This is a genomic window from Kitasatospora sp. NPDC032121 (genome assembly GCF_055580145.1).
The window spans coordinates 540,843-553,887 of the sequence record NZ_JBVILX010000003.1; the positions used below are offsets into that span (position 1 = coordinate 540,843).

The 13,045-nt window shown below is 73.4% G+C and carries 14 protein-coding genes; 3 read left to right on the forward strand and 11 right to left on the reverse strand.

Annotation, left to right across the window (positions count from 1 at the left end; translation table 11 throughout):
• Positions 1 to 254: 254 nt before the first annotated feature.
• The 7 genes from ACZ5OX_RS13290 to ACZ5OX_RS13320 are packed head-to-tail and all read right to left on the reverse strand — an operon-like array spanning position 255 to position 5,456.
• The gene (locus ACZ5OX_RS13290; RefSeq protein WP_097235013.1) at positions 255 to 575 is read right to left on the reverse strand and encodes a TcmI family type II polyketide cyclase; all 321 of its coding nucleotides are present in this window, start codon (positions 573 to 575) and stop codon (positions 255 to 257) included.
• Between the two features lie 5 nt (positions 576 to 580).
• Complete coding sequence (locus ACZ5OX_RS13295) at positions 581 to 1,036, reverse strand: SRPBCC family protein (RefSeq protein WP_449787517.1); 456 nt, start codon at positions 1,034 to 1,036, stop codon at positions 581 to 583.
• A gap of 1 nt (position 1,037) precedes the next feature.
• Positions 1,038 to 1,298 (reverse strand): phosphopantetheine-binding protein, encoded by a 261-nt coding sequence (locus ACZ5OX_RS13300; RefSeq protein ID WP_465629999.1) that lies wholly within the window; start codon positions 1,296 to 1,298, stop codon positions 1,038 to 1,040.
• A 31-nt stretch (positions 1,299 to 1,329) separates the two neighbouring features.
• Positions 1,330 to 2,568, reverse strand: coding sequence for a beta-ketoacyl synthase N-terminal-like domain-containing protein (locus ACZ5OX_RS13305; RefSeq protein ID WP_465630000.1), 1,239 nt, complete (start codon positions 2,566 to 2,568; stop codon positions 1,330 to 1,332).
• 5 nt (positions 2,569 to 2,573) lie between these two features.
• Positions 2,574 to 3,830, reverse strand: coding sequence for a beta-ketoacyl-[acyl-carrier-protein] synthase family protein (locus ACZ5OX_RS13310; RefSeq protein WP_449787514.1), 1,257 nt, complete (start codon positions 3,828 to 3,830; stop codon positions 2,574 to 2,576).
• Complete coding sequence (locus ACZ5OX_RS13315) at positions 3,827 to 4,252, reverse strand: cupin domain-containing protein (RefSeq protein ID WP_392876212.1); 426 nt, start codon at positions 4,250 to 4,252, stop codon at positions 3,827 to 3,829. Before ACZ5OX_RS13315 ends, ACZ5OX_RS13310 begins: the two co-directional genes overlap by 4 nt.
• 28 nt (positions 4,253 to 4,280) lie before the next feature.
• Positions 4,281 to 5,456, reverse strand: coding sequence for a SchA/CurD-like domain-containing protein (locus tag ACZ5OX_RS13320; protein WP_465630001.1), 1,176 nt, complete (start codon positions 5,454 to 5,456; stop codon positions 4,281 to 4,283).
• Positions 5,457 to 5,664: 208 nt separating this feature from the next.
• Between ACZ5OX_RS13320 and ACZ5OX_RS13325 the strand changes: the two genes are divergently transcribed.
• Positions 5,665 to 7,386, forward strand: coding sequence for an FAD-dependent oxidoreductase (locus ACZ5OX_RS13325; protein ID WP_465630002.1), 1,722 nt, complete (start codon positions 5,665 to 5,667; stop codon positions 7,384 to 7,386).
• Between the two features lie 67 nt (positions 7,387 to 7,453).
• Here the strand turns inward: ACZ5OX_RS13325 and ACZ5OX_RS13330 are convergent, their stop codons facing one another.
• Entirely contained in the window at positions 7,454 to 9,115 is a 1,662-nt protein-coding gene (locus ACZ5OX_RS13330; protein ID WP_449787511.1) for an APC family permease, read from the reverse strand.
• A gap of 561 nt (positions 9,116 to 9,676) precedes the next feature.
• On the reverse strand, positions 9,677 to 10,297 hold the full coding sequence (locus ACZ5OX_RS13335) for a hypothetical protein (protein ID WP_465630003.1): 621 nt from the start codon (positions 10,295 to 10,297) through the stop codon (positions 9,677 to 9,679).
• 650 nt (positions 10,298 to 10,947) lie between these two features.
• Here ACZ5OX_RS13335 and ACZ5OX_RS13340 point away from each other — a divergent pair.
• Together ACZ5OX_RS13340 and ACZ5OX_RS13345 are read left to right on the forward strand one after the other, a co-directional pair.
• Complete coding sequence (locus ACZ5OX_RS13340) at positions 10,948 to 11,838, forward strand: DMT family transporter (protein WP_465630004.1); 891 nt, start codon at positions 10,948 to 10,950, stop codon at positions 11,836 to 11,838.
• A gap of 82 nt (positions 11,839 to 11,920) precedes the next feature.
• A complete protein-coding gene (locus ACZ5OX_RS13345) occupies positions 11,921 to 12,193 on the forward strand; it encodes a hypothetical protein (protein WP_465630005.1) in 273 nt (90 codons plus the stop codon).
• 57 nt (positions 12,194 to 12,250) lie between these two features.
• Here ACZ5OX_RS13345 and ACZ5OX_RS13350 read toward each other — a convergent pair whose 3' ends face one another.
• Both ACZ5OX_RS13350 and ACZ5OX_RS13355 read right to left on the reverse strand, forming a co-directional pair.
• Complete coding sequence (locus ACZ5OX_RS13350; protein ID WP_465630006.1) at positions 12,251 to 12,589, reverse strand: hypothetical protein; 339 nt, start codon at positions 12,587 to 12,589, stop codon at positions 12,251 to 12,253.
• Positions 12,586 to 12,927, reverse strand: coding sequence for an SAV_915 family protein (locus ACZ5OX_RS13355; protein ID WP_465630007.1), 342 nt, complete (start codon positions 12,925 to 12,927; stop codon positions 12,586 to 12,588). The genes ACZ5OX_RS13350 and ACZ5OX_RS13355 overlap by 4 nt, the downstream gene beginning before the upstream one ends.
• Positions 12,928 to 13,045: the final 118 nt, after the last annotated feature.

Genomic DNA, 13,045 nt, shown 5'->3' on the forward strand with positions numbered 1-13,045 from the left:
TCGGACAAGGGGACTCGCGGTGGGTGCGCCTGATCCACCGTCATCCACCGTGGGGCCGCCTGCCACCGGAGCGTGGCAGTGCCGGTGCGCAGCGTGCGCCCTTCGGGTGGAGTCCCGGGAGTGTTCACCCGGTCGGCCGGTCGATCCGGGTGAATCCGCCCGGTCGCCCGGCCGCCGGACACGCGTGGGCCCGCTCCCGGCACGCGGCCGGGGGCGGGCCCATCAGGGAGCCGCGGATCAACGAGGGTGCGGGGTCACCGGTCCCAGCGGTAGAACTCCCGCGCCATCGCGTCCTTGGGTTCCCGCCAGGTGGCGGGGTCGTACGCCTGCACGAAGGCGGTCAGGCGGTCGCTGACGGTCCGGAACTCCGGGTGCCCGACGACCTTGGCGACGGCCGGGCCCGGCGGGCGGTCGGCCTCGATCAGGTGCAGGTAGACGTCGCCGAACTGGAAGAGGCTGCGGCCGGTGACGCCGATGAGGTGCGGCAGTTCGCCCTGGTCGGACTCGGCGAACACCTCGGCGATGTCCGGTGCGGCCTCGGGCTTCATCCGGGCGACGATCAGCGCCCTGTGCACGCCGGTCACAGCTCCGCCGCCCGCTTCTCGACCTTCTCCCGGATCAGCTGCATCTGGATCTTGGAGTTGCGGTTGATGTGGCCGGTCATGCCCTCGTCGTCGACGGGGGCGGTCGGCTTCATCGCGAAGTCCTGGATCCAGCGCATCCTGGTGCCGGCCGGCACCTCCGCGTACTCCCAGCGGATCTCCATGAACTCGAACGGGCCGGGCTCGACCCGGCGGGCGCGCACCGAGAGCGCGTCCCGGTCGGTCTCCCGCTCGGAGACCCAGCTCCACACCTGGCCGTTCTCGTCCGGGTGCATGGTGAGCCGGAACCGGACCCGGGAGCCCTGCCGGTCCAGCACCTCCACCGAGGCGTACTCGCTGAACAGCTGCGGCCAGTTCTCCAGGTCGTTGGTCATCTCCCAGACCAGGTCGAGCGGAGCGGCGATGACGATCTCGTTGTCGGTGTGTCCGGGCATCTCAGGCACCAGCCTTCGCGGTGAGGGAGGAGTTGACCAGCTCCAGGAACTCGGCCGGGGTCTTGGCCGACTCGGCGCCCGAGGTGACCTTGAGGCCGTGCCGGTTCTCCAGCTCGCCGACGACGCCGAGCAGGCCGAGCGAGTCGATGCCGAACGTGTCGAAGTCCGCGCCCGGCTGCGCCAGGTCGCCCGGGTCGACGGTGACGCCGGCCCGGGCCTGGAGCAGCTCGGCGAGTTCCGGATAGCTGAGGGTGTTGCTCACGGGGTTTCCCTTCGGAGGTGTGAGGAGTGGTTCAGGGCCGCGCGCGCCGGAGCACCAGCGCGGAGTTGGAGCCCATCAGCCCGCGGCTGAGCACCAGCGCGGTGTTCAGTTCGGCCGGGCGGGCGCGGCCGGTCACCAGGGCGAGGTCGTGGCAGACCTCGGTGACGTTGGGGGTGGGCGGCAGCACGCCGTCCTCCATGGCCAGCACGGCGGCGGTCACGTCGAGCATCGGCGCGCCGCAGTAGGCGCGCCCCGTACCGGTCTTGGGCGCGGTGACCGGGATCTGCTCGGCGGTCGGGCCGAGCGCGTCGGCCAGTGCCAGGGCCTCGGCGCGGTCGGCGGCGGGCAGCCCCAGGGCGTCCGCGAAGACCACGTCGATCTCCTCGGGCGCGATGCGGGCGTCGTCCAACGCGATCCGGATGGCGGCCGCCAGTCCTTCCCGGGACTCCGTCCAGCGGGAGGCCCCGGTGAAGGTGGCGCCGTGGCCGGCCAGTTGCGCCCGGACGTTGGCGCCACGCAGGCGGGCCGACTGCTCGTCCTCCAGCAGCAGCATCGCGCCGCCCTCGGCGGGGGAGAAGCCGCAGGCCTGCGCGGTGAACGGCAGGTACGCCCGATCGGCCCGCTCGGCCAGGCTGAGCTCGGCGTAGCCGAGCTGGCAGACCATCGAGTACGGCGCCAGCGGGGCCTCGGCGGCGCCGACCACCACCGCGTCGGTGCCGCGTTCGATCGCCCGGGCGGCGTGCGCGACGGCGTCCAGCCCACCGGCCTCGTCACTGGCGACGACCCCGCAGGGGCCCTTGTAGCCGCCGCGGATCGAGATCTGGCCGGTGCTGGCCGCGTAGAACCAGGCGATGGACTGGTACGGGCCGACGAACTTCGGTCCCTGGCCCCAGAGTCGCTGGAGCTCGCGCTGGCCGAACTCGCCGCCGCCGGAGCCGGCGGCGGTCACCACGCCGACCGCGAAGGGCTGTTCCGGGTCGGGCCGGAACCCGGCGTCCGACACCGCCAGGTCGGCGGCGGCCATCGCGTAGTGCGTGAAGCGGTCGGTTTGCACCAGGAAGCGGTTGTCGATCGCCGAATGCGGATCGAACCCGTTCACCTGGCCCGCGATCCGCAGCGGCAGATCGGTGCAGCCCTCGCGGGATATCCGGTCCAGGACGCTCACGCCCTGCCTGGTGGCCTTCCAGAAGGCGTCGGCCCCGACGCCGTTCGGCGCCACCACGCCGAGGCCGGTGACCACCGCCCGGCGGCCCTGCTGACGTGACGTCATGGAACTCACCCCGTTCTGTTGAGCACGACGGCGGACTGGAATCCGCCGAATCCGCTGCCGACCGAGAGGATGTGGCTCAGCGGCAGCTCGCGCGCGGTGCGCGGCACGTAGTCGAGGTCGCACTCCGGGTCCGGAGTCTCGTAGTTGGCGGTCGGCGGCACCACGCCGTGGACGAGCGCCAGGGTGCAGGCGACCACCTCGATGGCACCGATCGCGCCGAGCGAGTGCCCGACCATCGACTTGATCGAGCTCATCGGGGTCCCGAAGGCGTGCCCGCCCAGTGAGCGCTTGACCGCGGCGGTCTCGTGCCGGTCGTTCTGCTTGGTGCCCGAGCCGTGCGCGTTGACGTAGTCCACCTCGGTGCGGTCCACCCGGGCGTGGGCGAGCGCGTGGTCGATCGCCCGGGACATCTCCAGCCCCTCCTTGGTGAGGCCGGTCATGTGGTAGGCGTTGCCGAAGGTGGCGAAGCCGCCGATCTCGCCGTAGATCCGGGCGCCGCGGCGGCGGGCGTGCTCCAGCTCCTCCAGCACCAGGACGGCGCCGCCCTCACCGAGCACGAAGCCGTCCCGGTCGGCGTCGAAGGGGCGGGAGGCGTGCTGCGGGTCGTCGTTGCGCTCGCTGGTGGCCTTGATGGCGTCGAAGCAGGCGACGGTGATCGGCGAGATCGGGGAGTCGGAGGCGCCGGCGACGCAGATGTCGGCGCGGCCCTCCTCGACCGCCTGGAAGCCGTAGCCGATCGCGTCCAGTCCGGAGGTGCAGCCGGTGGAGACGGTCTGCACCGGGCCGTGCGCGCCGGTCCGCTCGGCCACCGCGGAGGCCAGCGTGCTGGGCGCGAAGGCCCGGTGCAGCTGCGGCTCGGCCTGCCGGTGGTCCACGTCCCAGCGGGCGCCGGACGCGCTCACCAGGGCGTAGTCGTGTTCCAGCCGGGTGGTGCCGCCGACGGCGGTGCCGAGCGAGACGGCGATCCGCCACGGGTCCTCGGTGGCCAGGTCCAGGCCGGCGTCGGCGATCGCCTCGTCGGCCGCGACCATCGCGAACTGCACGTAGCGGTCGGCCCGTTGGACGTCCTCCGGGCCCAGCCCGTGGGCCGCCGGGTCGAAGTCGACCTCGGCGGCGATCCGGGAGCGGAACCCGGTGGGGTCGAAGAGCGTGATGCCCCGGGTCGCGGTGCGGCCGGCCGTCAGGAGGTCCCAGAACGCCGGGACGCCGACCCCGCCGGGTGCGACCACACCGATCCCGGTGACGGCGACGCGCCGGGTCACGAGCCCACCTTGGCGTGTTCCGGCGGGCCGGAGGCCGCGGTCCCCTCGGTGCTCACGTGGCCGAGGTCGGGGCGTGGGGCGAGCGGGCCGAGGTGGAAGACCATCCGGGCCTCGGTGTCGCCGACGTTGCGGAAGCGGTGGCGCATGTTGATCGGGATCATCAGGCCCTGGTCCGGTTTGAGCGGATGGGGCTTCCCGTCGAGGTCCACCTCCAGCTCGCCGCAGACGACGAACACGAACTCCTCGGAGTACGGGTGGTAGTGCTCGCCGATCCGCTCGCCGGGCTTGACGATCGCCAGGCCCATGAAGCCGCTGGTCGCGCCGCAGGTGGTCGGGGTGAGCATGGTGCGCAGCTCGGCGCCGTGGCGGCGGTTCTCCGGTGCCTCGTGGACGCTGACGATCCGTGGGGACTGCGTGGTCATGGAGTTCTCCCGTGAAGGTGTCGGAGCGTCAGTTGTTGATGGGGTCGGGGGACGTGCGGTCGGTGACCGGGTTCATCGCGCGGGCGGCGAGGAAGGCGCCGAGCCCGGCCGCGGTGCGCAGGTCGCCCTGCGGGCCGAGGTCGAGCAGCCCGGCGAGCACGGCGGCCTGCTCGTCGTCGGCCACGCCGAGGGCGGCCGCAGGGTCGGCCTCGGCCGGCACCCGCAGGTCGACCAGGCGTACCACCACGTCCTCGCGCTGGAAGACGGTGGCCGCCGCGACCGGCCCGGTCGGGTCGGCGGTGGCCAGGTTGTCGTGCTCGGCCAGCAGCTCGGCCACGGCCTGTCCGCGGCCGGGGCGGACGGGGTAGAGCACGGCGTGCCGGTGCAGCCGCGCGGAGGCGGGGGAGCTGGCGATCGCCTGGTGCCGGGCGGGCAGCGCGGCCCTGGCGAAGAACGCCCGGGCGGCCTGCGGGTCGCCCAGCTGGCGGGCCTCCTCCAGGTGCGGGTTGAGCGCCTCCTCGACGGCCCGCACCTCGGGCTGCATCGCCACGTGGCGCAGCGCGTCGCCGAGGTTGCCGATCACTTCGACGGCGCGGACGACCCGGTTGCCGAGCATGAACAGCGAGGTGCGGCGCAGCCGGGTGTGCTGGTCCACGTCGGCCTTGGGCGAGGAGTAGCCGGAGAGGATGCGGGCCACCTCGGGCTCGCTGCCGGGCTTGACGGTGAACGTCAGCGCGTGGCGGACGATGCCGTCAGGGCCCGGTTCGGCCTTGGGCGGGCCGACGTGCCCGGCGGGCGCGGTGCGCGGCAGCCCGGGTGGCACCTCCATCGGGGCCCGGGTGCCGGTCGAGCCGGCCGCCGAGGTCTCGCGCAGCACGGCGTAGCGCAGCGAGCGGAAGTTGTCGCTGACGCAGCCGTGCATCGGCTTGACCATCTCCCGGTGGGCCGGGCTGTCCACCCACTCCAGGAAGGTCTCCTGGTCCTTCCACTCGCTGGTGATCAGCCACTGGCGCGGGTCGTTGATCGACTGGCACAGTTGGTCGCTGACGTGGCCGGGGACCGAGGCCACCTGGTGGCGCAGCTGCTCGTACACGTCGAGGAAGCGCTGTTGGGCGCCGTCCTGGATCTCCAGCATCAGCACCACCCGCAGCCGGGTGTCGGCCTCGTCCTGCTGCTTCGGCTGGGGTTCTGACAGAGTCGTCATGATCCACTTTCTGCTCTGGGCCGCACGCTGCGGGCCGTGTCGGCCGTGTCCGGCGGGTGCTCCCCGGCCTGGGAGTGCGGTGCGACGGCGGTTCGGCCGGGCGAGTCGGCGCCAGGCCTGAGGTCGATCGTGGGCGGCGCACCGGGCGCGGCGCGAGATTTGCGGGCCATCCGGGCGAAGGGGCGCCACAGGCCCCCTCCGGCGGGGGATGGAAGAGCGGGGCCCCCGGCTGAGCGGGCCCGTCGTGGGCGGCGCCGAGCCCAACCGCCGGGCCGCGGAATCCCCTGACAGGGCGGAGCAATCGATGAATCCGAAGGTTGACGACCGGGTGCCGGTCCTGATCGTGGGCGGCTCGCTGGTGGGGCTGTCCGCCTCACTCTTCCTCGGTCGGCTCGGGGTTGGACACCTGCTGGTCGAGAAGCACGCCGACACCTCGCACCATCCGCGGGGGCGCGGCAACAACGTCCGCACCATGGAGCTGTACCGGGTGGCCGGGATCGAGCCGGCGATCCGCGAGGCGGCCTCGATCCTCGCCCCCAACCACGGCATCCTCCAGGCGCCGTCGCTGACCGGCACCGAGCAGGAGTGGCTGTTCCGGGAGATCGACCCGGGCGGCCGGCTGGCCCGGTTCAGCCCCAGCTCCTGGTGCCTGTGCAGCCAGAACGACCTGGAGCCGGTGCTGCGGCGCGCGGCCCGCGAGCTCGGCGGCGACCTGCGGTTCAGCACCGAGCTGGTCTCCTTCGAGCAGGACGCGGACGGCGTCACCTCGGTACTGCGCAGCCGGGAGAGCGGCGAGGAGCGGGTGGTGCGCTCGGAGTTCCTGATCGCCGCGGACGGCCCGCGCAGCCCGGTCCGGGAGCGGCTGGGCATCGGCCGGTCGGGCAAGGGCGAGCTGTTCCACAACGTCAGCATCACCTTCCGGGCCAAACGGCTGGCCGAGGTGGTCGGCGACCGGCACTTCATCGCCTGCTACCTGACCAACCCGGAGGCGGACGGCGCGCTGCTGCCGGTGGACAACCAGGAGGAGTGGGTCTTCCACGCGCCCTGGCACCCCGAGCACGGCGAGCCGCTGGAGGCCTTCACCGACGAGCGCTGTGAGCGGCACATCCGCACCGCCGTCGGGCTGCCGGAGCTGGACGTCGAGGTCACCGGCCGGGCGCCCTGGCACGCCGCCGAGCGGGTGGCGGACCGGTACGGCGCCGGGCGGGTCTTCCTCGCAGGGGACTCCGCCCACGAGATGTCCCCGACCGGCGCGTTCGGTTCCAACACCGGGATCCAGGACGCCCACAACCTGGCCTGGAAGATCGCCGCCGTGCTGTGCGGCTGGGCCGGGCCGCGGCTGCTGGAGTCGTACGGGCAGGAGCGCCGCCCGGTCGCCCGGGTGACCAGTGAGCGGGCCTCGGCCCGCTCCGCCGAGCACAGCCACCCGGGCTACGCGGTGGCGCCGGGCGTCGGCCGGCAGGCCGGGGTGCTGGCGGTGGCGCTGGGCTACCGGTACCCGGTGGGCGCGGTGGTCGGCGCGGACCGCGACGGCCCGGTCGTCCCCGAGCAGTTCGAGTCGGCGGGCGAGCCGGGCAGCCGGGCCCCGCACCAGTGGCTGCTGCGGGCGGGGGTGCGGCTGTCCACGCTGGACCTGTACGAGCAGGCGATGGTGCTGCTGACCGGCCCGGAGGGCGGCGCCTGGCAGGCGGGCGCCCGGCGCGCGGCCGACCGGCTGGCCGTCCCGCTGGACGGCTTCCGGATCGGCGACGGCGCCGAGGACGACCTGGCGCCGGAGCCCGGCGCGGACTTCGCCGCGCTGCACGGCATCGGCCCCCAGGGTGCGGTGCTGGTCCGCCCGGACGGCTTCGTCGCCTGGCGCTCGACCGGCCCGGCGCAGGACGCGGAGGCCGAGTTCACCACGGTGCTGCGGACGGTTCTGGGCCTCTGAGGACGGGACGCGGAAGGGCCCGCCGGTCGCACGGCCGGCGGGCCCTTCCGCGTCTGTCCTGGGTCGGTCAGTGGCCGCCCTCGTCGACCACCTCGACGTCGGCGATCTCCTGCTCGATCGCCTCGGTCGGCAGCGCGACCCGGATCGCCCAGTAGTAGATGACCAGCGAGAACGCCGCCACCAGGGCCATGTCGCCCCACATCGGGATCCGGCCGGTGCCGTCCCCGAAGCCGCCCTGCCAGGAGATCAGGCCGAGGCCCACCAGGTACGGGGGCAGCCACTGGGCGGACTTCCAGCTCAGCCGGGGCGCGTTCGGCAGGCCCTTCCTGATCGCGTACGCGGCGTAGCTGCCGAGCAGGAGGTAGCCGAGCACGATCGCGATGCCCAGGCGGGAGAGGGTGTGCCAGCCGGACCAGTAGATGATCAGGCTGGAGACCACGAACGCGGCGGGGGAGATCAGCCCGCCCGCCGGCAGCCGGTAGGGGCGCTCGTGTCCGGGCAGGCGGCGGCGCATCGCGCCGAAGGCCAGCGGGGCGCCGGCGTACATCAGCACGCTGGCGGAGGTGATGAAGCCGACCAGCTCCTGCCAGCTAGGGAACGGCAGGAAGCAGATCACGCCGGTGACGAAGGCGATCACCAGGCCGAACCACGGCACGCCGTTCCTGTCCAGCTCCTCGAACCGCTGCGGGGCGTAGCCGTTGCGGCTCAGGCCGTAGGAGATGCGGGAGGTCGAGGTGGTGTAGATCAGGCCGCTGCCGCCGGGGGAGACCACGGCGTCGGCGTACAGCACCCAGGCCAGCCAGCCGAGGCCGACCAGGGTGGCGAGGCCCGCGAACGGGCCGTCGATGCCGGGGAAGTCGAGCTTGTCCCAGCCGTTGGCGAAGGTGCTGACCGGCAGGGCGCCGATGAAGACGACCTGGAGCAGGGTGTAGATCAGGCTGCCGATGGCGACGGATCCGAGCACGGCGCGGGGGATGTCGCGCTTGGGGTTGCGGCTCTCGCCGGCGAGCTGGATGGCCTGCTCGAAGCCGAGCAGGGCGAAGATGATGCCGCTGGTGCTGATCGCCGCGAGCACGCCCTTGGCGCCGAACGGCGCGAAGCCGTGCGAGGTGAAGTTGGAGCCGTGGAAGTTGGTCACGGCCAGCACGAAGATGGTCAGCAGCGGGACGAAGATCTTCAGCCAGGTGGCGATGTTGTTGGTGCGGGCCAGCACGCGCACGCCGAGGAAGTTCACCGCGACGAACACCGCCATCAGCACGGTGGCGACGACGAAGCCGCTGACGGTGAGGGTGTTGTTGTCGTTGAGCAGGCCGGCCGCCCAGGGCCAGTGCCGAGCGTAGCCGATCATCGCCTCGACCTCGATCGGCGCGACGGTGGCCGCCTGGAGCCAGGAGAACCAGCCGAAGGACATGCCGGCCAGGCCGCCGAAGGCGTAGTGCGGGTAGCGCGCGGTGCCGCCCGAGACCGGGAACATGCTGCCGAGCTCGGCGTGGACGAGCGCGAGCAGCACGATCGCGACCGTGCCGATGCCCCAGGACAGGACGGCGGCCGGGCCCGCCGCCATGACACCCTCCTTCGCGCCGAAGAGCCAGCCGGAGCCGATGATCGAGCCGACCGAGGCCCACATGAGGCCGACGAGCCCGACGTGGCGACGCAGCGACCGGTGGGTGGTCCCGGAATCGGAGCCGGTGCCCTGATCGGGCGGTGAGATCTGGTTGAGGGAAGCCATGAACGATCTCTCTGTGGGTGGGGGCCCCGAGGTGGGCAGAGCGATGAGAGTTGCCACACAGTAGGACTTTTCAGGTGCCCCTGCACAGATTTCATTACTGAATGTTTACATTTTTTTCTGGACGTCCCTGCAGGTAGGAGGCTGTCTGTTCAGTCGTCTGTTACGTGACCGGTGAGTAGGTTCACCGTTTGAGCGCGAATTGAGCTTCCCTCTCCGGTCCTGGCAAGGTGGAGCGCCCGGCCATGCATGGGAATGGCGGCTTTCGCATAGCCATGACACGGGGTGGGCGGGCGCGGGCCGGCGGGTGTCGAGCGGTGGCCGCGGGTGACCGTGAAGAGGTCCCGCGATCCGATCGACCGGATCGCGGGACCTCCGCGCAGCGTCGCCCCGAGGTGCTGTGAATGTGGTGAGTTCAGGTATCCGGATCAGGGGGAGGGCGGTCGCTGCCGCGCCGCCGCAGCGGTCATCGTTCGCGGCGGAGCGCGTGGACCTGTGGGAGGATGCCCATGTCGGTGCCCCGGCCCGATTACGGCGGGCCGGGGCTCCACTTATGCCGTTGGATCAGTTCTTCTTGTCGTAGCCGCCGCCGCCGCCGTGCCCGCCGCCGCCGTGCTCGCCGTAGCCGTAGCCGAAGTCGTGGCTCACGACGCGGAAGCTGCCGACGACGCCGTCCTCGACCTCGATGCCTTCACCGTGGTGGAGGCGCGGGCGAACACCGTCGCTGGAGCTGTGGGGCCCGACGGTGGCGATGGGGGCGCCGTTGTCGCAGACCGCGCCGCTGAAGAGCTCGACGGACCGGTGGCTGTCGTTGCGGACGTTGAGCGACTTGGCGCCCAGGCCGCTGATCACCGTGATGCAGCCGAAGTCGTCGGCGGAGTACGACCGCTCGTTGACGTGGATGATGCCGCGACGCTCGTGACCCTTGTGGTGGCGACGCTCCTCGCCCTTGCCCTCGTTGCCCTTGCCCTCGTTGCCCTTCGTGCCGCCGTCGAGCGGAGCCAGGGCGGGGGCGGCCGCCGCGGCGGGAGCGGCCGCCGGGGCGGGAGCGGCCGCCGGGACGGCCTTCTGAACGACCGGCGCCGCCTGCGTCACGGGCTCGGAGGCGGCCGAGGCGTAGGTGATGCCGGTCACGGCCACGGCCGCCGACGCCGCGAGGACAATGGCGGTGGTCATGTTCTTCATGGACCTTCTCCTGGTTTCCTGTTCTGGACTGGATCGGCTTGGTGCCGACATGAATGAACGTATCGACTGGCTAATTCCTTGTCATATTAATCCGTGCCAAATGGTTGACGGCGGGGGCCGAATGGGTGGTCAGATGCGTCGTCGAACTGTCCCCCTGGCCGATTTGTCTGGCTGTCACGTCTCCTCAAATCCCCTGATTCCAGCGTGAGTTGACGGGGCGGACGGAGTCGGTGCGATCGCGCCCCGCCCCCCTCGCTCATTTGGAGTGCTGTCGGCCTGCCTGCGATGGCGGACCGGAATGACGGCCTGCCAAATCGCGGGCACCGAGGTTCGCGCCGAGGGGCTGTGCCGGGGCGGGCGCGGGGGGGAGCGCCCGCCGCTCGACGGGGGTCGACGCCCGGCCGACTCGATCTCGCCGCAGGTCGGCTGGTCCGTGGTGTCCCGTAGGTGGCCCGAGGGGCCTGAAGCGATCACCGAACGGCGGCATAGGCTGTCCCGGTGCGTCTCGTGATCCTCGCCCCGCCGGCCCGCTAGCGGGCGGCCCACTCCACCCACTCCGGCCCGACGGGACCAGCCCGCAGCCGGGGCGATGACTGCCGCCCGCGTACCCCGCGGACCCGAACCGGCAACTCATCGTGGAGTACCTGCGCATGACCTCGAACGCCGCCGTGCCCTTCCGGCACGGCCTCCTGTCCATCTCCGCCGCCGCCGTCGCCTGGGGCGTGGGCGGCGCCGTGTCCGCGCTGCTGATGCGCACCGGCGGGCTCGGCCCGGCGGGCGTCTCCTGCTGGCGCTTCGGCGTCGCCGCGCTCTGCCTGGCACTGCTGCCGAGCCGTGAACCGCGCGGTGAGCGCGGCGGTGAGCGCGGCACAGCCCGGTGGCGCGCCGCCGGGCTGACCGGACTCGCCCTGGCGGTCAGCCAGTGCGCCTACTTCGGCTCGGTGCGGTACGCCGGGCTCGGGCTGGGCACCCTGATCACCATCGGCGCCGGCCCGGTGTTCACCAGCCTCGGGGCCCACCTGCTGATCGGCGAGCGGCTGACCCGTCGCGCCGCGGCCGCGGTGGCCCTGGCCCTGGCCGGCCTCGCCCTGCTGGTCGCCGCCCCGGCCGCGGGCCCGCGCCCGGCGCTCGGCGTCGCGCTGGCCGTCCTCGCGGGCGCCGGCCAGAGCGGCCTCACCCTCTGGGCCCGCGGCGGCGGCTCGGCCAGGGCCGGCACCGGCGCCTTCACCACCGGCCTGCTCTGCCTGCTGCCGCTCGCGGCCGTCCAGGGCGCCCAGGGCGTCCTGCCGACGGGCGGGGACCCGGTGGTGAGCGCGGTGGCGCTGCTTTTCCTCGGTACGGTCCCCACCCTGTTCGCCTACCGCTGGTACTTCACCGGCCTGACCGCCGTGCCCAGCACCACGGCCGCGGTGCTGGTCCTGTTGGAGCCCGCGACCGCGGCGGTGATCGGCGTGCTGTTCCTCGGCGAGCCGCTGACGGCGGGCCTGCTGGCGGGCTCGGCGCTGCTGCTCGCGGCCATCGCGGCGCTGGCGCGGCCGTAGACCGGCGGGCGGTGGGCGGCGGCCACCCGGGCGGGCGTCCTGTGGTCGCCGGGGGGCCTGGCGGCGTGCTGTCGTGGTCCGCATGAACAGCTCACTCCCGGCCCGGTCGGCCGCCGCGGCCGCCTCCGTCCTCCTGCTCGCCGCCGTCGTCGGGGGCGCCGCCGGGGCCTTGCTCACCGCCGCCGGACCGGCGGCGGCGAGCGGGCGCCGGGACGTCACCGCCGACCAGTGCCGGAGTGCGGGCGGGCACGTCGAGGGCAGCGGCTACTGCGTCGACGCGGCCGGCGACGACGCCTGGGGCCAGCCCATCGACGGCCAGGCGATCAACCCGGATCCGCGCCCCGGGGAGGAGTGAGCGCGGCCGGGCGCCCCGCCCCCGGGCAGGGGGGCGGGGCGCCGTCCGCCACCGGCGTCACGGCACCGGGCGCAGGGTGACCGGGGAGGGGGTGAGGGAGCGCAGGACGAGGTCGATGTGCACCCTGGCGGCGCCCGCGCGGTGCAGGGCGGCGGCGATCGCCCGTAACTCCTCGGGGCCGGTACAGGCGAGGCGCAGCTCGAGGTCGGCCTCGCCGGCCAGGGCCAGGCCGCTCTGGACGGCCGGGAACTGCGCCGCGAGACGGTCGAAGTCGAGCGGGACCGGTCCGTGGCTGATCCGGGCGATCGCGTGCAGCGCCCGGGCCGGCCGGGCCCGCCCCGCTCCCGACCGGCCCTGGGCCGGATCGTCCGGGACGAGCTGGAGCGGGGCGGTCACCGGTGCTGGAACTGGACGGTCGGGGCCGGGGCGACGGGGGCGGTGCCGGGCGGGGCCGTCAGGGACGGTGTGGTCGCGGACGGCGTGGACACGGAGGGGGCGACCATTCGCGGGTCCAGCACCAGGGTGTCGATCCCGAGCGGGGCGGTGAGTTCGCGGAGGGCGGGCTCGGCGAGCTCGGTGTGGGCCTGGCCGGGCCCGAGGAGGGCGGCGAGGGCCTCGGGGCTGGAGAATCCGACCGCGCAGCGGCGGCCGTCGCGCAGGCGGAACAGGCGGAGTGCGGTGGTGCTTCCGGAGCCGGAGGTGGTGACCGGAACGTGCCAGACGACGCGGGCCATGCGGATGCTCCCGAGTGGGGTGGTGGTGCCTGCCGGAACTACTGCCTCGACGCTAGGGCGGGCCGGCCCGGGGATCCCCGGTCCTGACGCGCCGTTGACCGAATGGGGTCGTGCGTTG

Coding starts and splice junctions, on each gene's coding strand:
- ACZ5OX_RS13335 (WP_465630003.1), bottom strand. CDS start 10,297: ATGAAGAACATGACCACCGCCATTGTCCTCGCGGCGTCGGCGGCCGTG.
- ACZ5OX_RS13345 (WP_465630005.1), top strand. CDS start 11,921: ATGAACAGCTCACTCCCGGCCCGGTCGGCCGCCGCGGCCGCCTCCGTC.
- ACZ5OX_RS13320 (WP_465630001.1), bottom strand. CDS start 5,456: ATGACGACTCTGTCAGAACCCCAGCCGAAGCAGCAGGACGAGGCCGAC.
- ACZ5OX_RS13340 (WP_465630004.1), top strand. CDS start 10,948: ATGACCTCGAACGCCGCCGTGCCCTTCCGGCACGGCCTCCTGTCCATC.
- ACZ5OX_RS13315 (WP_392876212.1), bottom strand. CDS start 4,252: ATGACCACGCAGTCCCCACGGATCGTCAGCGTCCACGAGGCACCGGAG.
- ACZ5OX_RS13325 (WP_465630002.1), top strand. CDS start 5,665: ATGGAAGAGCGGGGCCCCCGGCTGAGCGGGCCCGTCGTGGGCGGCGCC.
- ACZ5OX_RS13295 (WP_449787517.1), bottom strand. CDS start 1,036: ATGCCCGGACACACCGACAACGAGATCGTCATCGCCGCTCCGCTCGAC.
- ACZ5OX_RS13355 (WP_465630007.1), bottom strand. CDS start 12,927: ATGGCCCGCGTCGTCTGGCACGTTCCGGTCACCACCTCCGGCTCCGGA.
- ACZ5OX_RS13330 (WP_449787511.1), bottom strand. CDS start 9,115: ATGGCTTCCCTCAACCAGATCTCACCGCCCGATCAGGGCACCGGCTCC.
- ACZ5OX_RS13305 (WP_465630000.1), bottom strand. CDS start 2,568: ATGACGTCACGTCAGCAGGGCCGCCGGGCGGTGGTCACCGGCCTCGGC.